Source organism: Halalkalibacter nanhaiisediminis, assembly GCF_007830185.1.
In the GTDB taxonomy this organism is placed as follows: Bacteria; Bacillota; Bacilli; order Bacillales; family Bacillaceae_D; genus Halalkalibacter; species Halalkalibacter nanhaiisediminis.
This window is the reverse complement of the sequence record NZ_VLKZ01000008.1, coordinates 38,134-55,670: the sequence shown is the minus strand read 5'-3', so window position 1 is coordinate 55,670 and position 17,537 is coordinate 38,134. Positions and strand designations below refer to the sequence as shown.

General features: G+C 39.2%; 24 protein-coding genes and 1 pseudogene. 19 read left to right on the top strand and 6 right to left on the bottom strand.

Annotated features, from left to right (window positions below; all coding sequences use genetic code 11):
• Positions 1 to 50 precede the first annotated feature (50 nt).
• Together ribH and IQ10_RS14060 are read left to right on the top strand one after the other, a co-directional pair.
• Complete coding sequence (gene ribH / locus IQ10_RS14065; RefSeq protein ID WP_144451132.1) at positions 51 to 521, top strand: 6,7-dimethyl-8-ribityllumazine synthase; 471 nt, start codon at positions 51 to 53, stop codon at positions 519 to 521.
• A 226-nt stretch (positions 522 to 747) separates the two neighbouring features.
• The gene (locus tag IQ10_RS14060) at positions 748 to 1,104 is read left to right on the top strand and encodes a GNAT family N-acetyltransferase (protein WP_144451131.1); all 357 of its coding nucleotides are present in this window, start codon (positions 748 to 750) and stop codon (positions 1,102 to 1,104) included.
• On the opposite strand, the gene IQ10_RS14055 is transcribed toward IQ10_RS14060, so the two are convergent.
• The gene (locus IQ10_RS14055) at positions 1,101 to 1,631 is read right to left on the bottom strand and encodes a DUF309 domain-containing protein (RefSeq protein WP_144451130.1); all 531 of its coding nucleotides are present in this window, start codon (positions 1,629 to 1,631) and stop codon (positions 1,101 to 1,103) included. The two genes, IQ10_RS14060 and IQ10_RS14055, sit on opposite strands and share 4 nt — an antisense overlap.
• A 150-nt stretch (positions 1,632 to 1,781) precedes the next feature.
• On the opposite strand from IQ10_RS14055, the gene IQ10_RS14050 reads away from it, so the two are divergent.
• From IQ10_RS14050 to IQ10_RS14040, 3 genes are all read left to right on the top strand, one after another.
• The gene (locus tag IQ10_RS14050; RefSeq protein ID WP_144451129.1) at positions 1,782 to 2,540 is read left to right on the top strand and encodes a segregation/condensation protein A; all 759 of its coding nucleotides are present in this window, start codon (positions 1,782 to 1,784) and stop codon (positions 2,538 to 2,540) included.
• Between the two features lie 2 nt (positions 2,541 to 2,542).
• Positions 2,543 to 3,130: an SMC-Scp complex subunit ScpB gene (gene scpB / locus IQ10_RS14045; RefSeq protein ID WP_144451128.1), complete on the top strand. Its 588-nt coding sequence runs from the start codon at positions 2,543 to 2,545 to the stop codon at positions 3,128 to 3,130.
• A gap of 92 nt (positions 3,131 to 3,222) precedes the next feature.
• Positions 3,223 to 4,122, top strand: coding sequence for a superoxide dismutase (locus IQ10_RS14040; protein ID WP_144451127.1), 900 nt, complete (start codon positions 3,223 to 3,225; stop codon positions 4,120 to 4,122).
• Positions 4,123 to 4,161: 39 nt separating this feature from the next.
• Here the strand turns inward: IQ10_RS14040 and IQ10_RS14035 are convergent, their stop codons facing one another.
• From IQ10_RS14035 to IQ10_RS14025, 3 genes are all read right to left on the bottom strand, one after another.
• A complete protein-coding gene (locus IQ10_RS14035) occupies positions 4,162 to 5,739 on the bottom strand; it encodes an alkaline phosphatase family protein (RefSeq protein WP_144451126.1) in 1,578 nt (525 codons plus the stop codon).
• Positions 5,740 to 5,765: 26 nt separating this feature from the next.
• The gene (locus IQ10_RS14030; protein ID WP_144451125.1) at positions 5,766 to 6,446 is read right to left on the bottom strand and encodes a DUF421 domain-containing protein; all 681 of its coding nucleotides are present in this window, start codon (positions 6,444 to 6,446) and stop codon (positions 5,766 to 5,768) included.
• 62 nt (positions 6,447 to 6,508) lie between these two features.
• Complete coding sequence (locus IQ10_RS14025) at positions 6,509 to 6,937, bottom strand: hypothetical protein (protein WP_144451124.1); 429 nt, start codon at positions 6,935 to 6,937, stop codon at positions 6,509 to 6,511.
• Between the two features lie 255 nt (positions 6,938 to 7,192).
• On the opposite strand from IQ10_RS14025, the gene IQ10_RS14020 reads away from it, so the two are divergent.
• The 7 genes from IQ10_RS14020 (at position 7,193) to IQ10_RS13990 (ending at position 10,856) form a co-directional block, all read left to right on the top strand.
• Positions 7,193 to 7,396 (top strand): DUF1657 domain-containing protein, encoded by a 204-nt coding sequence (locus tag IQ10_RS14020; protein ID WP_144451123.1) that lies wholly within the window; start codon positions 7,193 to 7,195, stop codon positions 7,394 to 7,396.
• Between the two features lie 72 nt (positions 7,397 to 7,468).
• Positions 7,469 to 7,903 carry a YhcN/YlaJ family sporulation lipoprotein gene (locus IQ10_RS14015; RefSeq protein ID WP_242009837.1) on the top strand — a complete coding sequence of 145 codons (435 nt, stop codon included), beginning with the start codon at positions 7,469 to 7,471 and terminating at the stop codon, positions 7,901 to 7,903.
• Positions 7,904 to 7,917: 14 nt separating this feature from the next.
• The gene (gene spoVAC, locus IQ10_RS14010; protein ID WP_144451121.1) at positions 7,918 to 8,397 is read left to right on the top strand and encodes a stage V sporulation protein AC; all 480 of its coding nucleotides are present in this window, start codon (positions 7,918 to 7,920) and stop codon (positions 8,395 to 8,397) included.
• Position 8,398: 1 nt separating this feature from the next.
• On the top strand, positions 8,399 to 9,415 hold the full coding sequence (gene spoVAD, locus IQ10_RS14005; protein ID WP_144451120.1) for a stage V sporulation protein AD: 1,017 nt from the start codon (positions 8,399 to 8,401) through the stop codon (positions 9,413 to 9,415).
• Positions 9,412 to 9,762, top strand: a complete 351-nt coding sequence (spoVAE, locus tag IQ10_RS14000; RefSeq protein ID WP_144451119.1) for a stage V sporulation protein AE — start codon at positions 9,412 to 9,414, stop codon at positions 9,760 to 9,762. The genes spoVAD and spoVAE overlap by 4 nt, the downstream gene beginning before the upstream one ends.
• Positions 9,763 to 9,776: 14 nt before the next feature.
• The gene (locus tag IQ10_RS13995; protein WP_144451118.1) at positions 9,777 to 9,983 is read left to right on the top strand and encodes a DUF1657 domain-containing protein; all 207 of its coding nucleotides are present in this window, start codon (positions 9,777 to 9,779) and stop codon (positions 9,981 to 9,983) included.
• A gap of 12 nt (positions 9,984 to 9,995) precedes the next feature.
• Entirely contained in the window at positions 9,996 to 10,856 is an 861-nt protein-coding gene (locus IQ10_RS13990; protein WP_144451117.1) for a DUF421 domain-containing protein, read from the top strand.
• An 85-nt stretch (positions 10,857 to 10,941) separates the two neighbouring features.
• Here IQ10_RS13990 and IQ10_RS13985 read toward each other — a convergent pair whose 3' ends face one another.
• The gene (locus IQ10_RS13985) at positions 10,942 to 11,043 is read right to left on the bottom strand and encodes a YjcZ family sporulation protein (protein ID WP_144451116.1); all 102 of its coding nucleotides are present in this window, start codon (positions 11,041 to 11,043) and stop codon (positions 10,942 to 10,944) included.
• 137 nt (positions 11,044 to 11,180) lie between these two features.
• On the opposite strand from IQ10_RS13985, the pseudogene IQ10_RS18425 reads away from it, so the two are divergent.
• Both IQ10_RS18425 and IQ10_RS13975 read left to right on the top strand, forming a co-directional pair.
• Positions 11,181 to 11,441: pseudogene (locus IQ10_RS18425) on the top strand (class II aldolase/adducin family protein); the annotation flags it as partial.
• Positions 11,442 to 11,759: 318 nt separating this feature from the next.
• Positions 11,760 to 12,884: an MGDG synthase family glycosyltransferase gene (locus IQ10_RS13975; protein WP_144451115.1), complete on the top strand. Its 1,125-nt coding sequence runs from the start codon at positions 11,760 to 11,762 to the stop codon at positions 12,882 to 12,884.
• On the opposite strand, the gene IQ10_RS13970 is transcribed toward IQ10_RS13975, so the two are convergent.
• Positions 12,881 to 13,597, bottom strand: coding sequence for a DUF421 domain-containing protein (locus IQ10_RS13970; RefSeq protein ID WP_144451114.1), 717 nt, complete (start codon positions 13,595 to 13,597; stop codon positions 12,881 to 12,883). The genes IQ10_RS13975 and IQ10_RS13970 overlap by 4 nt on opposite strands.
• A gap of 209 nt (positions 13,598 to 13,806) precedes the next feature.
• On the opposite strand from IQ10_RS13970, the gene IQ10_RS13965 reads away from it, so the two are divergent.
• The 5 genes from IQ10_RS13965 to resA all read left to right on the top strand — a co-directional run bounded on the left by IQ10_RS13965 (position 13,807) and on the right by resA (position 17,525).
• Positions 13,807 to 14,955, top strand: coding sequence for a D-alanyl-D-alanine carboxypeptidase family protein (locus IQ10_RS13965; protein WP_144451113.1), 1,149 nt, complete (start codon positions 13,807 to 13,809; stop codon positions 14,953 to 14,955).
• A complete protein-coding gene (locus IQ10_RS13960) occupies positions 14,948 to 15,541 on the top strand; it encodes a nucleoside recognition domain-containing protein (RefSeq protein ID WP_144451112.1) in 594 nt (197 codons plus the stop codon). Before IQ10_RS13965 ends, IQ10_RS13960 begins: the two co-directional genes overlap by 8 nt.
• On the top strand, positions 15,542 to 16,072 hold the full coding sequence (locus tag IQ10_RS13955; protein WP_144451111.1) for a spore maturation protein: 531 nt from the start codon (positions 15,542 to 15,544) through the stop codon (positions 16,070 to 16,072).
• Positions 16,073 to 16,183: 111 nt separating this feature from the next.
• Positions 16,184 to 16,912, top strand: coding sequence for a pseudouridine synthase (locus IQ10_RS13950; RefSeq protein WP_144451215.1), 729 nt, complete (start codon positions 16,184 to 16,186; stop codon positions 16,910 to 16,912).
• A gap of 85 nt (positions 16,913 to 16,997) precedes the next feature.
• Complete coding sequence (resA, locus tag IQ10_RS13945) at positions 16,998 to 17,525, top strand: thiol-disulfide oxidoreductase ResA (RefSeq protein WP_144451110.1); 528 nt, start codon at positions 16,998 to 17,000, stop codon at positions 17,523 to 17,525.
• The last annotated feature ends 12 nt before the right edge of the window (positions 17,526 to 17,537 follow it).

The following is a 17,537-nucleotide window of genomic DNA, read 5'->3' as shown; positions in this document are numbered from 1 at the left end:
TAGCAATATCAAAAAACTTATAGAGATCTATTCTTGGGAGGAATTTTATAATGGGACAAGTATTTGAAGGACAATTAGTAGCAACAGGATTAAAAGTAGGAATCGTTGTAGGACGCTTTAATGAATTTATTACAAGTAAGCTTCTTGGTGGGGCAGAAGACGCATTAAGAAGACATGGTGCTAAAGAAGAAGATATTGATATTGCTTGGGTACCAGGTGCATTTGAAATTCCATTTGCAGCGAAGAAGATGCTTGATTCAGGTAAATATGATGCGGTCATCACACTTGGTACAGTTATCCGCGGGGCAACGCCACACTTTGATTATGTTTGTAGCGAGGTTGCTAAAGGAGTGTCGTCACTTGCGCTATCAAGTGGCAAGCCAGTCATATTTGGTGTATTAACAACGGATACGATTGAACAAGCTGTTGAGCGTGCTGGTACAAAAGCTGGTAACAAAGGTTGGGATGCCGCAACAGCAGCAATTGAAATGGCAAATTTAAGCCGTAGCTTTGATCAGTAAGAATACAAAAAAACGACACAGACGTGATAGTCTTTGTCGTTTTTTGTATTCCATTATATTGAATTTTATTTAGAGAAACATTTGTTTTACTAACTGCATATGGTAGAATAAATTCGTTGCATTTATGTAAAAAAATCAATGGAATCTAGTAAATAATGTTAAAATTGTGAACAAGTAAATAAATTTAATCTCTTTATGAATATGTCAAAAAATGTGAGAGGTTTGTATGTTAGTACCTTATAAAATGTCTAATCGAAAAATAGCGATGGGTCTTTTATCTTTTATGCCGAAAGAAAAAGAAATTAAGAAGCTTCAGAAGACAATGGACACGTATGAGAATGATCCTGATTGGAAGCTTTACCTTTGGAAAGAAGAAGATTTTGTCGGTGTAGTTGGTATACAGGTGGAAGGTGAACAAGCAAAGCTTCATCATCTCTGTGTGAATCCTTCTTTTCGTGATGAGGGTATTGGAACAAAAATGATTGAAGAATTACGAAAGCTCTTACCTTGTGAGTTAAAGCCTACTAAACCGACAAAAGAATTTTTGCTCTATTGCTTGGAGGAAGAGGAGAACGAGGATTAGTTCTTCTCTCCCTGTTTTGTTTGTCGTAAAACAAGCTGTCTAGCGCGCTCAGCTATGACGTCACTGCGATCACGTATTGTATGCTTGTTTATAAGAGCATCATCTAAGCTGCTCTTTGTCATGTTCCACTCTATCCCCAGTTCCCCGCAACGATTCTTACAAGCAATTAGCAGTGTTTTATCTGTAATCGGTAAATTGATATCAGCAAATGGTTGTTGCTCAAGTGTATCGATCTGCTTATTTAAAAGTTCAAGCAATGCCTGTACATCAAGTCCTAATTTTGTTATGGAATCTGTTTGCCCAGTAATAATGGAGGCTGCCTTCTTATACATTCTTCTTGCGCCATTGATATTTCCTCTCCGCTGGTGATACAGCCCTACAGCAATTTGGATTAAGCCTACCCAATGTACCTGCCGTTTTCCGCGAGGTTGTGCTTTCCAATACTCTTCTAAAATTTCATGACACTCGAAGTAATCCCGTTCAACATGAAAATAAATAAGATAATCTAAATAGGGCTTTGGATACATAGATAAACTCCTTTTTACAATGACGATTTATTCATAATTAGCTATTTCTACTAGTTTACCATACTCATCTAAGCGAAGGCATGTTCCCCGCATAGTTGAATTATGGTATAATCTGCTCTAGCGCAAAAAATAGAAGCTAGTGGTGGTTAGATGAATCCTTATAGTGTCAAACTTGATACTTTTGAAGGTCCCCTCGATCTCCTTCTTCACCTTATTAACCAAGCAGAGGTAGACATTTACGATATTCCTGTAGCGGTGATTACAGATCAGTATATGTCATACGTTCATGCGATGCAGGATCTTCAGCTCGATGTTGCCAGTGAATATTTAGTCATGGCTGCTACTTTGTTAGCAATAAAGAGTAAAATGCTTCTTCCGGCGCAACAGGAAGAGCTTTTTGATGAGGATTGGCAAGTTGAAGAAGACGAGGATCCTCGTGAAGAATTAATGTATCGTTTGATTGAGTATAAAAAATACAAAGAAGCAGCAACTGAATTGAAAGAAAAAGAACAGGAACGCAGTCTTGTCCACACGCGACCACCTGAAGATTTGGATCCTTATATTTCTGAAGATGAACGAAGAGATATTGCGATACAAGGTGTTTCATTGTTTGATATGTTAAGTGCTTACCAGAAACTATTAAAGCGTAAAGAATTAAAAGCTCCACGTATGACTACAGTAACAAGCCAAGAGTATTCGATTGAAGATCGAATGCAAGAGGTGTTAACAGACCTCGCTAGATTTCGAGGAAGATGTCGCTTCAATGAATTGTTTACAGTCCAAGAGCGAGGGCATATTGTGGTAACATTTTTGGCCATTCTAGAGTTAATGAAAACGAGAGCAATTCAATGTGAGCAATCGAGCAACTTCCAAGACATCATGATATACAGCACAGAAGGAGGGGTGTGATCGTGAAGCTTGAAGAATTGCATGCGGCGATTGAGGGGTTATTATTTGTAATTGGAGACGAAGGAATAACAGTGGAACAACTGGCTGAAGTGCTAGATGTTGAAGTCGAGACGGTTTATGATGCGCTTCTATCGCTTCAACAATTATGTAACGAACAGCAACGAGGACTGCAAATCATTGAAGTCGCAGGGGGATATCGCTTAACGACAAGACCTGAGCATTCTCCTTATTTTAAGAAACTGGCAACATCTCCAATCCATTCAGGGCTTTCTCAGGCTGCGCTTGAAACGTTAGCGATCGTTGCTTACCGTCAGCCGATAACAAGAATGGAGATCGATGACATTCGTGGGGTGAAGTCAGAAAAAGCAATTCAGTCGTTAACATCAAAGCTTCTCATTAAAGAAGTCGGACGAGCACCAGGGGCAGGAAGACCAATTTTGTACGGGACAACACCGTTTTTCTTAGATCACTTCGGCTTAAAAAGTTTAGAGGAGCTGCCACCTTTACCAGAAGAAATCGATGTGGAATCACTTGAAGATGAAGCGGATCTCTTCTTTAAAAAATTTGAGGAAACATTAGAGACAGAGTAGGGATGATCCTTACTCTGTTTTTTATTTTTGTCACCTTTAGGCTACATTCCTTCATAGGATAGAGAAGTAATCACTGACTAGGAGTGATGAGAATGAATGCGCATAAAAAAGCGATTTGTGAATGGGCCACAGAAATGAAAAACGTGTGGAATGAGTATGGTCCTCAAATAGAAGGACGGGTTAGTTATGATAAGATTAAGCTGTTTGTGAACTCACTTGCCGCACTTTTGGAAGAATGTAACCTTGGAGAAAATGTGGAAAATGAAGTACGTGATGATGATTTAAGTGAGCTAGCTTCCGATGTGTTCGAAAAATGGAATGATCTTGAACTAGCACGTATGAATGGAGGAGAAATTCGGATAAACCCTGTTCCGATTGGAGGGCATACATTACCGCCACTGCCATATGCGTACAATGCACTAGAACCATATATTTCTGAAGAAATTATGCGTCTGCATCATGATAAGCATCATCAAAGCTATGTCGATGGATTAAATAAAGCAGAAACGGAAATGCAAAAAGCGCGTAATCGCAATGATTATGACCTCATTAAGCATTGGGAAAGGGAGGCTGCTTTTCACGGTGCTGGGCATTATTTGCACTCCATTTTCTGGGAGATTATGAGTCTTCGTGGCGGAGGGGAACCTAGTGGTGAAATAGGTACGCAAATTAGGCAAGACTTCGGTAGTTTCCGCAAAATGAAAGGACATTTCTCTGCTGCAGCGGAAAAGGTTGAAGGTGGCGGCTGGGCCTTACTTGTATGGTCTCCTCGTTCACATCGCCTAGAGATCCTTCAAGCGGAAAAACACCAAAATTTAAGTCAACAAGATGTCATTCCATTACTCGTTCTTGATGTGTGGGAGCACGCTTATTATTTACAATACAAAAATGAACGCAAACCTTACATTGACAATTGGTGGAATATTGTTAACTGGCCGGCTGTAGAAAATCGTTTTCTTCATGCTCGTCAGTTAAGATGGCAACCTTATTAAGCCACTACTTGGTTTGTTCTAGTAGTGGCAAGTTGTTTACTATTGATACAGACTAAGAAAGTATTCTTTTAAGTTTTCCATCCGTCTTATTTTTGGTTGTTTGTCACTTCCAGCAATAATCATGGAAGTAACGGTATCATTATGATGGAGCCCGCCATGTTCCCCTCCACCATGGTGTACAGGGGCTCCCTCTGTTTTAAGGGTGTAGCCTGGCTTTGCTGTTATGACCATTGGGTTACTGTGACTTCGAAGGGCTGCAAATAATTGGTGAAAGATATCTGGATAGGCATTGTAGTCAATCGACATGGTTTCTTTGTTCAAGTGAATGTCTGCTATTGCTTCATTTCCTTCGATTTCCCAACGCTGACCATAACGATCTTGCCATTTTCCGTCTTCCGTTATTCGTAAGTAGCCTGAAGTTCCAACTTGATAGAGAATCAGCTTATCTTCTTCTAACCATGCTACATGGTCAATTCGTGTATCTTGTGCAAAACGGTCTGCAACCGCAGGAAAGTCTAATGCAGCATTTGATAAATAAACATAGGCCATTCGGTGATTATTGGCAATGACAACATCACCTGAGCTAGGTTCATCGAGTAATGGAGCGATCTTATAAGGATCAAGCAACAAAGCAAGCTCAATAGCAGCTTCCTCTCCTTTTTCCTTGATTTTGTCTTGGCTATGATCGCCAATGATAATAAATGTCGTCTCTTCTAGGGCTTTATCCCAGCTTTCATAGGCATTTAAAATTTGTTGTACCTTCAAATCTATACTGGCAAAGAGCTCTGTGCTAGTAGGTCCATTTTTATGAGCTTCTTTATCAAAATCTGGGAAAAAGACCATCATAAAATCAGGCTGTTCTCCTTTTTTAATTAATGTTTCAGCTACTTTCCCTGAATAGTCATCATTGATCCCAAACCTATTAAATAGCCCGTCACTAAGTTGCTCTTGTTGAATCACTTTAGGCTTGATCACTTGACCTAAAGCAAGCAAATCTGGTCCTTTCGTTTCGAGGGGTTTAGGAAGGTCGAGCCATTGTTTGAGATAAGGTGGAGGAGAGATCTCATGTGAATAAGGACCACGATAGACAAGCATATTGACAGAACCAGTCGTACGACCTTTTTGGTGAAGCGCCTCATAGATCGTTTCGGTCTTTTGAGATAAATCTTGATTATTTAAATCATACAAACCATTCATTAAGACTGGCTTTGTCCCAAGCTTCCATGTTCTAGGTACAGTTGAACCATAATCAACAAGCTCATCGTTTGTTTCGTCATACCAAATTAAGCCTGGTACTTGATGTTTATTTGGTGGTGTACCAGTTATTAACGAACTCTCAATCACAACGGACATTGTTGGAAAAGGGGAGATGAGATCGTGGTAGACGGTCCCATGATCGATCAAATAAGATAGGGCAGGGGTGGCTCCATTTTTAAGACCGTTATGAACAAGTGTTTCTGTCATTGAATCCACCACCATAACGATGACCTTCTTTTCATCTTTGTTCGATTTCTCTTTAGAGAGTGCAGATAAACTGGCTCCTTCTGGTTCTTGTTGTTGACAGCTTATGAGCACAACTCCAAGAATTAATATTAACCATATTTTTCGCGCCACCATTCCTTAACCACCTCTTAATTTACATTTTAGTAAGTTTGAATTTCAAACCCTTCTCCTTCTAACCATTCAGCAAAAAGTACAGAGGAAGGGCCTGGAATACCGCGTCTGAATAATTCATCGGTTAACCAAGACTTTTCTTTTTCTAATTTCCTTAAGCTCTCTTCAATGATTTCTCCATCTAAAATGAGAGTGATTGGGAGGAAGACAGGTTTAGCTGGGACTTGTAAATCACTATTTTTGGGAGTATCGACAGGTTGTTTTTTTAATACGCTGACGGAACCATTTGTTTCAAGAACGCCATATGCGACCTCTCGAACAGAGAACACGTCCTTCTCACGTAACAAATGGTGAAGTTGATTCAGGTCTAGCTTATTTTTCTTTAATTCCTCGTATTGAATTTTCCCTTCGGCAATCACAAGAGCAGGCTTATCCTCTAAGAACGAGCGCGACCCTCGAAATTTCTGGGTCACCATTTCAATCGCAAAAATTAAAACACCCCAAAACACAATGGCATAGAGGACGTATTGTAGTCCGATTTCATCATCATAAATTGCATTTCCGACAAGCTCTCCAAGAACTAATGCTGAAATAAAGTCAAATGGTGATAGTTGCGTAATTTGGGTTTTGCCTAGAATTTTTGTCATGACTAGCAGGGCAAAAAAACCGATAAGTAACTCTACAGTTAAGGAAAGGAAATTCGTATTCACACTACAACTACCCCTTTTTACATGATCGCTACAAGCTGTAGTGTGGACGAAAAAAGAGGCGATTATGTAGTGGACTGTAATTGAATAAGCCATTGATCAAATTGTTTGACGAGGTGAGAGGAGGCGAGGTGAAGCTGTCCAAGCTCTGATTCGGATGAATCTTTTGTTCCTCGAAAAATCGTTTTATTTTTTCCAGCTGAGTTGGTCCAGTACATCTTAATGTATTGTCTATAAGCAGAAAAGTATTGTTGAATGATAAGCGCGTGTTCTGGTGAGAAAAGTTGTGCTAATTCGTCGTCTGGTAGCCCGTGTGTTAAAGGTGTATCTTCAATGGTCTTTGCAAAAATAGCTTTTTCTTGTTTATGAACAGTATCGCGAATACGGTAAGCGAGCAGCAAGACATGAGCTTTCTTTTCATTACGTAATTCTGTTTGGAGATAATGCTGTGTCACTTTTGACTCAATGGTTAGCTCTTTGATTATCTGTTTCATGTGTTGAACATCTTCTAATAGACGTTTTTGTCTTTTAAAGATGATAAGGAGAATGAGAAATGTACAGATTAAAAAAGAAAGCATGATGATTGTTACATACATGAAGACACCTCGAATTTATAGATTTTTGATTAGTGTAGCACAAAAGAATCTATATTGATTTACAAAAATTGTATGAAATAGTTTCAGGTCAAAGTGTTTATTCTAACCTGTGAAGGCACTGATCTTCAACCACTAAGAGGGGGATGAGTATATATGACAGTAGCAGCAAAAATGAAACAAACAGTAGCAGGTTTAAAAAGTGCACAAGCAAGCTTAGAGACATTTGCATTAGAGACGGAAAATCAGCAAGCAAAGCAACTATTTCAACAAATGGCTACACAAACTCAAGGTATTGTTCAGGGCCTTGAACCTAGATTGCAAGAAATTGAACAGGAAGAGCCACAATACAAGCAATAAGAAATGGTTGAGGGTGACTTTAAGGGTAAGTCACCCTTTGTTCTACATAGATAATGGAAGGAGAACGCAATGATGAAGGGACTAATAAAAGGAATATTATTCATGATGTTGCTAACAGGTTGTCAGGCGTTTCACGCGCAGGAAGACGTTAAACCGATGGCGTTAGCAAATAATGCAATGATCAATCAGAATGTGGCGGATGAAGCAAAACAAATTGTCCTTTCTATGGAGGAAGTAGTGGAAGTGAAAGGGGTTAACGAAAATCAGAATATTTATTTAGCCCCACAAGTAAAGCACTTTGATCGTTTTCGTCTTAAAGAAATTCGTAAACAAGGTCATGATGCTGTAAAAAAACGGTTTCCAGATGCAAATGTTCATCTTTCAACAGATAAAAAAATATTTATCGAATTAGAAAAGTTAGAGCAAAAGCTTAAGAACAAGCAAATTAGTGAGGAACGATTGAAAGAAGAACTGAAAAAATTAGAAGAGATGATGAAAGGATCATAAAGGGGTGATGAGGGATGTCGTCGAGCAAATTAAAGAATGTGACACCTGCACAAGAGAAATATCAGAAACTAGCGAAGAAACATGAAATCAAACGGCCGATATTTAAAAATTGTATCTGTGCATTTTTAGTTGGTGGATTAATTTGCTTAATAGGGCAAGGGATCCAAACCGTTTTTTATGTATACTTTGATTTTACTGAACGAACAGCCGGAAACCCGACTGTTGCGACATTAATCTTTTTAGCTGTCCTTCTAACAGGATTTGGTGTCTATGATCGTTTTGCACAATTTGCAGGTGCGGGAACAGCTGTCCCTGTCACGGGGTTCGCTAATTCAATCGCATCTGCAGCAATCGAGCATCGTACGGAAGGATACGTTTTAGGTGTAGGCGGAAATATGTTTAAGCTTGCTGGGTCTGTTATTGTCTTTGGAACAGTCGCCGCATTTATTATTGCACTGATTAAAACGGCTTTTATTCAGTGGGGAGGAATGTAATATGCTGCAAGGACATCAAACGTGGATATTTGAAAATCGGCCAGTGATCATTTCAACTGGAACAGTTGGCGGACCATTTGAAGCAAAAGGAGAGCTGGCAGATGATTTCGATTTACTTCATGATGACTTATGGCTTGAAGAGGATTCGTATGAAAAAGCTCAACGTGTCTTATTAGAAGAATCGATCACTCGAGCAATTGAAAAGGCAGAGTTACAAAAAGAAGATATCCAATTTATGTTTACTGGTGATTTAGTCAATCAGGTAACACCTTCAAGTTTTGCTGCCAGGACGCTTGCCATTCCTTATTTAGGACTATTTGGCGCCTGCTCGACTTCGATGGAAGGCTTAGCTTTAGCGGCTTTTATTATCAATGGAAAAGGGGCAGAACGAGTGATTGCTGCTGCCTCAAGCCATAATGCTGCAACAGAAAAGCAATTTCGTTATCCTACTGAATATGGTGGACAAAAGCCTCCAACGGCTCAATGGACTGTTACCGCATCAGGAGCTGCTTTAGTATCGAATGTCGGAGAAGGCCCAGTTGTGACATCTGCAACGATTGGAAAAGTAATTGATATGGGATTATCTGACCCTTTTAATATGGGCGGGGCGATGGCACCAGCAGCTGCCGACACAATTATTGCTCATTTTCGTGATCGAAATCTGCCTTTAGATCATTACGATTTAATTGCTTCGGGTGACTTAGGCTCAATTGGACTACCGATTACAAAAGAATTGCTTGCTGAAAAAGGGTTAGAACTTCCAGATGGTACATTCCAAGACTGCGGGTTGATGATTTATAGGGAAGGGCAGCCAATTCTTGCTGGTGCTAGTGGACCTGGTTGTTCCGCATCCGTTACGTATGGGCATCTCCTTAACAAAATGAAACGTGGTGAGTTAAAAAGAATGCTCATTGTTGCAACAGGGGCATTATTATCACCTCTTTCTTTCCAGCAGCAGGAGACGATACCTTGTATCGCGCACGCTGTGTCGATTGAAGCAGGGGGTGAGGAGACATGATTTTTTTATCAGCATTTATTGTCGGAGGAATCATTTGCGTCATTGGTCAACTATTAATGGATGTGATGAAATTAACACCTGCGCATACGATGAGTACTCTTGTTGTTGGTGGGGCAATATTAGATGGGTTTGGTTTATATGAGCCTTTAATTGACTTTGCTGGTGCCGGGGCAACTGTACCGATTACGAGTTTTGGTAATTCACTCGTTCATGGTGCAATGGCTGAAGCAGAGACGACAGGAATGATTGGAGTCATTACTGGGATTTTCGAAGTAACGAGTGCGGGTATATCTGCAGCGATCATTTTCGGGTTTCTTGCATCCCTCGCATTTAAACCAAAAGGATAAAGGAGAAATGTGGAATGACGGTAGGAAGTCAAGTACATGGAACGCTCGTAACCTTACAATCGATTGAAGCAACGTTGTCTTCGCTAGCACTTAAGACTTCTGAACAAGAGGCAAGAGAAGCCTTTCACCAAGGTGCACTTAAAACGCGCACAGTCATTCATGAGATAAAGAAGAGAGTCGGTCAAATTGAATATGAAGAACCACAATATCAACAAACGTAAAGGAGGATGGATATGCCTGGATGGCTCGAGGTTGGAATAAGAAGCTTGGTTGGTCTTCTTTTATTGTTTACTGTCACGCGTTTTTTTGTCCGAAAACCGATTGGTGAAACGTCACAATTTGAATTTGGTTTAATTGCATCTGTTGCGATTATTCTTGCAGTTGGTTCCTTTCAATTAGAAATCCCCATTGCTTATGTTATTGTTTCGCTAGTCATATGGGCAGGTATGGCGATTGGAATCGCTTTTTTAAGTATGAAAAGTTTAACGTTTCGTACGATCATAAGTGGAAAGGGCATTCCTGTCATTAAAGATGGAAAAATACTTGAGGATAATTTAAATAAAGAGCATGTGACGTCGGATGAATTACTGAGAAAGCTCAGGTCCAAGCAAGTCTTTCAGGTCTCGGATGTAGAGTTTGCTCTTCTTGAAGGAAACGGTGAACTTAATGTAATAGTAAAAAAAGAAAAACAGCCAATTACAGCGAAAGTACTGAATAAGCAAGTGGCACCAATTAAAGAACCTGAAACGGTTATTATGGACGGGAAAATACTTGATGAACCACTAGCGACAAGAGGTTTTAACAGGCAGTGGCTTGAAGAAGAGCTCGGTAAAATGGATGCAATTGTCGAAAATGTCTTTCTGGGACAAGTAGATGAATACGGACAATTAACAATCGATTTGTTTGATGATTTGATTCAAGTTCCAGAACCGACAGAATTACCATTACTAGACGCAAGTTTAAGAAAAGTACAAGCAGATTTACAATTGTATGCTCTAGATACCGAGAACGATCAAGCGAAGCAAACATATCAATGGTGTGCAGATCAAATGGAGCATGTGCATAAAATGGTATCTGCTTATACAAAGGCGTAAATAAGGTTAATGGTGTGACAACTTCCCCTAAGATTTCTTTTAAATATGAAGTAGACTACTTACTCACGCAGTCTACTTCATATTTTTAGAACCCGTATACGCCGTCTCTGTAGCACCAGCTTGTGCCTACAATAATAAGCAAAATGAAATAATACAATACTAGAGCAAATCCTCCTCCTTGACTCATTTCCACCCATCTTTTTTTCAAAATGTGACGAATATATTTATTACTACAAGCTATTTAGAATGGTTTATTTAGGTGTAGACAAAACTCCTATTATTTTCGCTGATTTTTTCTAAGAACAAATTCACATGCCAAATTCGATTATAGTGGAAAATCCTGAGGTTGGCGCTATTGTCCATATTCATAGATGGATTGATGGAGTTTAAGCTACGGAATGTAATTTTCCTTGTGGCACAATCGATTTAGCTGAATCGGTTGCGAACTTAGTATACAAGGCAGTTAATCCATCGCAGGCAATCATCGGACTAAAAAATCACGATCTGACGATTACGGGTTATGATTTGGCTGACATCTTTGCTCGAATAGAAGGGCAGGTCGTTAGGCAAGTTCCTATGTTATAACGGTTCTTCAGTTTTTCCTCAATACAATTTTTGAACTGCTCCCTACAAGTAGAGATTGGATTTGATGTTTATATCCGTCTATTTGTAGAGGATTTTTAGGAAAGAGTTTTAATCCTCTCACTTACCTCTATTTTTTATTAACTAATCCTCTTTAGTTAATTCCTCACTATATCCAGAGATTACTTGCCATTTTTTAATATGAAATGACAATTTTTTCGACAATCTTGATTTGCTACTGTCAATTTTGATGAATGTTCTTTATAAAAAAACAAACACTAACAAAAAAGGTATCTAGCTGTTTCAGAAAGAGAGGATTAAATGAGTCAGATTTCAATATTTTCAGCATCAATTGGCAATGGCCATAATGAGGCATCAAATGCGTTACAAGAACAGTTTCAGCTTCGTGGCGACTCTGTGACTGTTGTTGATACGTTTCAATCGATTCATCCTTTATTACACAAACTATTTTTGGATACTTATTTAAATATGCTGCGCTTAACACCAAGGCTTTGGGGAAAGTTATATGAGTACGGTGAAGCCTATTCTTGGTTTTTGCTCATGGACTATTTAGGTGCCTTTTTCAGTGAACAGCTTTATTCGACTATTCGTAAACAGCGCACAACCGTGATGATTTCTACACATCCTTTTGTGACCGCCTTTTTAGCTAAATTAAAAAGAAAGAAACGTTTAGATATTCCTCTTTATACGGTGATCACAGATTTCCATCTTCATCCTGCTTATCTCCGTCCGGAAATCGATGCTTACTTTACGGCATCACCATACTACGATCGTTTTGCAAAGATATACAAGGTTCCGTTAGAGAAATTTTACTATACAGGAATTCCGATAAAGGCTATACCTAATGTATGTGTTCCACGTTGGAAGATTCGAACAGACTTACATGTGGATCCTTATGAAAAAACAGTATTAATTGCTGGGGGAGGTCTTGGTTTAGGCAACTATGTTGAAATTTTACGTACTTTAGATCATCTTAAAAAACCGATTCAGGTGCTAATTATGACTGGAATGAATACAACGCTAAACCGAAAGCTCAGAAATTATCAAGGGAAGCATCGTATTCACGTGATTCCATTTACGAAGCAGTTTACTGCCTATTTAAGAGCAAGTGATATTGTTATCTCAAAAGCAGGCGGCTTAACGATGTCTGAAGCGCTTGCATGTGAAACGCCTATTATTATTTATAAACCTGTACCAGGGCATGAAGAACAAAATGCAGAAATCTTAATGGAGTTAGGAACGGCATTGAAAGCTGAAAAAAAAGAAGAGTTAGTCGTTTTATTAGAACAGATGTTAACTAATCCATTATTATATGAACAAATGGTGAGACGGACAAAGTGTGTAAAACAACCTGCTGCAGCTGTTAACATCGTTTCATGTATTCATGAATTAGAAAAACGTTTGAAAAATAGTAACCATCGTTAATGTTGAATTCGCTCGATTCGTTCATCATTTCTCGAATAGGCTAAATGAAGATCTCCTTCATCATTAATCGTACAAAGGAAGATTGAATCAATCCTTATGATCCCTTCGTCTTGCAATCGCTTACGAAGGGCTTCTTTCGTTAATCGCAGATCCTTCAACACTTCTTCACGGATGACGCCTTCGATAATAACAGGATATGATATTCCACTTGATTTTTTCGTTATCCCTAAATCCTCTATTAAAGGTGTTGATTTCTCAGGCTTTTTTTGCACACTAATATCACCGTTTGATTCAATGATCGCAAGTTGGACTTCGGCAATATCAAAAATGTCTTTTTGTCGCAACATTTGTAGAATATTATCAATGGAATAACGGATAGCCTTAATATTTTTAACGAGCATTTGACCATCTTTTACAACGACGGTTGGTTCGAACGTAATCCATTTTCCAATTTTGCGTTTGTTAATCAAGAGCAAGGCAACAAATTTTTGGAAAAGACCAATCGCTATGATGGCAAAAGCAGTATGGATATGGTTGATGTTTGGATCAGCAATATCAGCTCCTGTCACAGAAGCGAGAGTAATAATGACAAGAAAATCAAAGATCGGAAGTTCTCCAATCGAACGTTTCCCCATAATGAGTGCAGTTGCTAAAAGTAATGGAAAAATCGTTAAAATTCTTCCTAAGACTATTGCCATTTCGTTTAGTACCATTCTTTCTTCTCTCCTAACGAGTCTACACTTTAAGATCTTCATTGTTTCCATTTGTCTAAAAAGTAAACATGCCTTGTAGACTCGGATAATGACTGTCATAACATTGGTTGTCCTGCATAGACATGGCTTATAAAGAGACTTTGAGGGCTCATTTAAATTGATAGATTGTATGGAATAGAACGACTTTTATAGATAGGACGGGGATTTGGATGAGGAGAAAATGCGCATTTATAATGATCGTTTTTTTATTAATCATGACAGCGTTACCTATTCAAAGTCATGCGGAACAAAGGAATTTTTCTGTTTCGGCTCAGGCAGCTGTGCTTATTGAGCAGGAATCTGGAAGAGTTTTGTATGGGAAACGAGAGCATGAACCCCAACGTATCGCAAGTATTACAAAAATCATGACAGCCATTCTTGCGATTGAATCAGGAAAAATGAACGAACTGGTTCAGGTCTCTGCTCGCGCTAGAGGGACGGAAGGGTCATCGATTTATTTACAAATCGGAGAAAAAATTAGACTAGAGGATCTTGTCTACGGATTGATGCTTCGTAGTGGAAATGATGCGGCTGTCGCAATAGCAGAACATGTTGGTGGTAGTTTAGAAGGATTTGTATTTATGATGAATGAGAAGGCTGAGCAAATAGGAATGTCAAATACATTATTTCAAAATCCACATGGCCTTGATGATCATGAAAATCATTATTCATCAGCGTACGATATGGCCATTCTAACGCGATATGCAATGAACAATGGACAATATAGAGAGATTTCCTCGACAAAAAGTCATCGTGCCGAGGGTGACAATATCAGAGTTTGGCGCAATAAAAATCGTTTGTTAACAGAATTGTACCGCTACTCAACAGGAGGAAAAACGGGCTTTACAAAGCTGGCACATCGTACACTCGTATCGACAGCGACAAAGGATGACATGAATCTGATTGCTGTTACATTAAATGCACCTAGTGATTGGCACGATCACATGAATTTATTTAACTGGGCTTTTGATGCTTATTCAATGGAAACACTAGTTGAAAAAGGAATTCAGCAAGAAATTGATGACCATTTCTATAAAGATCATGTTTATGCGCCGTACTCTTTTGACTATCCCCTTTCAAAGACAGAGCAAGAAGCTTTAGAAAAAGAAATCACGCTTTTTAAACCGCCAACAAATGCGAAAATGGAGAGTTATGTTCCACCAAGACCAGTGGGAAAGGTCGAACTCTTATTAAATAACGAGATGATTGGTCAAGTTCCACTTTTATTTGAACCACCTGAAGTAGAAGAAAAAAAAGGATTTTGGTCAAGATTTCTTGACCTTTTCTCGCTTACGATAGGGGTGAGGGGCATTGATTAATAAAATCTGGGTGGGGATACTCGTCATTGGTATAGGTTTTGCTGCTGTGAATGGACGGATGACAGAAGTGAATGAAGCCATTTTTGCTGGAGCAAAGGACGCTGTTACTATTTGTTTTGGGCTTATAAGCATTCTTGTCTTTTGGTTAGGATTAATGAGGATCGCAGAAGTAGCAGGATTGTTAAAAAGATTGGCTAGCGTATTACGGCCATTTGCAACTCGTATTTTCCCTGAGGTGCCATCCAATCATCCTGCAATGGGGTATATTTTATCGAATATGACAGCCAATTTATTTGGACTCGGAAATGCAGCTACTCCAATGGGAATTAAAGCAATGGAACAACTAAAAGTGTTAAATGAAGGCAAGGAAGAGGCGAGCCGTTCGATGATCACTCTTCTTGCTATTAACACAGCTAGTATTACGCTCATTCCAACGACAGTCATCTCAATTAGAATGAGTTATGGTTCTGTCTCTCCGACAGAAATTGTTGGTACGACCCTTATGGCATCGACTTGTTCAACAGTTGGTGCACTGCTAATTGATCGCTATTTTTATCACAGGAGAATGAGGAGGGGGCGTTACTAGATGGGCTTTCTTGCGGCCGTATCGATTTGGCTTATCCCCATTCTAATTGCATTCATTTTGATGTATGGGACGTACAAGCAGGTTGCAACGTATGAGGTTTTTGTAGAAGGGGCGAAAGAAGGATTTCAAATGGCGATTTCTATTATTCCGTATCTTGTTGGCATGCTTGTGGCGATCTCGGTTTTTCGTGCATCTGGTGCAATGGATTTCTTGATTGATCTATTAAAGCCAATTTTGCAAGTGGTAGGGGTGCCTCCAGAAGTCGTTCCACTTGCCATGATCCGGCCGATTTCAGGGACAGGTGCACTTGGTATGACTTCAGACTTAATCGCAACGTTTGGTCCTGATTCGTTTATTGGTCGTCTTGCTTCTACTATGCAAGGTAGTACGGATACGACTCTTTATGTGTTAACCGTTTATTTTGGTGCCGTAGGAATTAAGAAAATGGGTGATGCCCTGAATGTTGGCTTACTAGCTGATGTTGTTGGAATTGTCGCGTCCATTATCATTGTAACAATTGTGTTTGGATAATGACTTTAAGCAGATGGATTGGTGCCATCTGCTTTCTTTTAAATTAATTGACTTTTCTTTCGCTTGAGAATTCGCATGTGGAAGAGTATGATGGTACGTGAGGTGAAAGAGATGGAACGGTTACAGAAAATAATTGCCCAAGCTGGAATTACATCAAGGCGTAAGGCAGAACAATTAATTGTTGATGGAAAAGTAAAAGTAAATGGAACAGTTGTGAGAGAGTTAGGTGTGAAAGTAACGCCTAATAAAGACACTATTGAAGTCGAAGGTGTGCCAATTGATCGCGAAGAACCGGTTTATTTTTTGTTGTATAAACCAAGTGGTGTTATTTCAAGTGTTAAGGATGAGAAGGGGCGAAAGGTTGTCACGGACTATCTTGAAATCGAGCAGCGTGTTTTCCCTGTTGGAAGACTCGACTACGATACGTCGGGACTACTCCTTTTAACGAATGACGGAGAATTTGCTAATATGCTCATGCACCCAAAATTCAAAATTGAGAAAGTGTATGTTGCAAAAGTAAAAGGGATTCCTTCTCGTGAAAAGTTAAAAGAGCTTCAATATGGAGTTAAGTTAGAAGATGGTAAGACGGCACCTGCCAAAGTGAAAATGATGTCGATTGATAAGAAAAAGCAAACAGCGATCATTAGACTAACCATTCATGAAGGACGTAATCGTCAAGTTCGTCGCATGTTTGAGGCAATTGATCATCCTGTCATGAAGCTCAAGCGTGAACAATACAGTTTTCTTAATCTTCGCGGCATGAACCCTGGTGATGTGAGACCGCTTAAGCCAATTGAAGTCAAGCATCTTCGTGAATTAGCTGTCACGAAACCGTCATAAAGAATCTCTACATATAACCTTTCGCGACGTTATAATAGAATTAATCTAATGTAGGGTGATTTTTCTGTTGTAAGGAGGTAAGACTGTGAAACAAAAGCGACTTATTATGCGGACAAGCATTTTAGCGGTCATTGCTCTTGCCCTTGGATATACGTTTTATTCCAACTTCTTTGCGGATAGAAGCGTTGCACAAGCAGGTAATGATGCCGTTAACTTTGTTTTAAATGATTTAGAAGGGGAGCGTATTGAGCTTTCAGATCTTCAAGGTAAAGGGGTTTTCTTAAATTTTTGGGGTACTTACTGTCCACCATGTGAAAAAGAAATGCCTTATATGGAGAATTTATATGCTGAATATAAGGAAAAAGGTGTCGAAATTATTGCGGTAAATGTCAATGAACCTGAGTTAACGGTTGAACGCTTTGTCAACAGATACAGTTTGACATTTCCTGTTGTGATTGATAAAGGAATGAACGTAAGTGATGCGTACGGAATCAGCCCATTACCAACTACTGTCTTAATTGATGAGCATGGGACGATTGTTCATGTGCATACAGGAGGTATGACAGAGGCAATGGTACGAGACTTCATGGAGAGAATTAAACCGGTAACATAACTTGGGGTGTAA

Bases quoted from the DNA above. Each gene is read 5' to 3' on its own strand.
- spoVAC (WP_144451121.1), top strand. From the start codon at position 7,918: ATGTCGTCGAGCAAATTAAAGAATGTGACACCTGCACAAGAGAAATAT.
- IQ10_RS14020 (WP_144451123.1), top strand. From the start codon at position 7,193: ATGACAGTAGCAGCAAAAATGAAACAAACAGTAGCAGGTTTAAAAAGT.
- IQ10_RS14025 (WP_144451124.1), bottom strand. From the start codon at position 6,937: ATGAAACAGATAATCAAAGAGCTAACCATTGAGTCAAAAGTGACACAG.
- IQ10_RS13950 (WP_144451215.1), top strand. From the start codon at position 16,184: ATGGAACGGTTACAGAAAATAATTGCCCAAGCTGGAATTACATCAAGG.
- spoVAE (WP_144451119.1), top strand. From the start codon at position 9,412: ATGATTTTTTTATCAGCATTTATTGTCGGAGGAATCATTTGCGTCATT.
- IQ10_RS13990 (WP_144451117.1), top strand. From the start codon at position 9,996: ATGCCTGGATGGCTCGAGGTTGGAATAAGAAGCTTGGTTGGTCTTCTT.
- spoVAD (WP_144451120.1), top strand. From the start codon at position 8,399: ATGCTGCAAGGACATCAAACGTGGATATTTGAAAATCGGCCAGTGATC.
- IQ10_RS14040 (WP_144451127.1), top strand. From the start codon at position 3,223: ATGAATGCGCATAAAAAAGCGATTTGTGAATGGGCCACAGAAATGAAA.
- IQ10_RS13985 (WP_144451116.1), bottom strand. From the start codon at position 11,043: ATGAGTCAAGGAGGAGGATTTGCTCTAGTATTGTATTATTTCATTTTG.
- ribH (WP_144451132.1), top strand. From the start codon at position 51: ATGGGACAAGTATTTGAAGGACAATTAGTAGCAACAGGATTAAAAGTA.
- IQ10_RS13975 (WP_144451115.1), top strand. From the start codon at position 11,760: ATGAGTCAGATTTCAATATTTTCAGCATCAATTGGCAATGGCCATAAT.
- IQ10_RS14015 (WP_242009837.1), top strand. From the start codon at position 7,469: ATGAAGGGACTAATAAAAGGAATATTATTCATGATGTTGCTAACAGGT.
- IQ10_RS13995 (WP_144451118.1), top strand. From the start codon at position 9,777: ATGACGGTAGGAAGTCAAGTACATGGAACGCTCGTAACCTTACAATCG.
- IQ10_RS13965 (WP_144451113.1), top strand. From the start codon at position 13,807: ATGAGGAGAAAATGCGCATTTATAATGATCGTTTTTTTATTAATCATG.
- IQ10_RS13970 (WP_144451114.1), bottom strand. From the start codon at position 13,597: ATGGTACTAAACGAAATGGCAATAGTCTTAGGAAGAATTTTAACGATT.
- IQ10_RS14060 (WP_144451131.1), top strand. From the start codon at position 748: ATGTTAGTACCTTATAAAATGTCTAATCGAAAAATAGCGATGGGTCTT.
- IQ10_RS14035 (WP_144451126.1), bottom strand. From the start codon at position 5,739: ATGGTGGCGCGAAAAATATGGTTAATATTAATTCTTGGAGTTGTGCTC.
- IQ10_RS14050 (WP_144451129.1), top strand. From the start codon at position 1,782: ATGAATCCTTATAGTGTCAAACTTGATACTTTTGAAGGTCCCCTCGAT.
- IQ10_RS14055 (WP_144451130.1), bottom strand. From the start codon at position 1,631: ATGTATCCAAAGCCCTATTTAGATTATCTTATTTATTTTCATGTTGAA.
- IQ10_RS13955 (WP_144451111.1), top strand. From the start codon at position 15,542: ATGGGCTTTCTTGCGGCCGTATCGATTTGGCTTATCCCCATTCTAATT.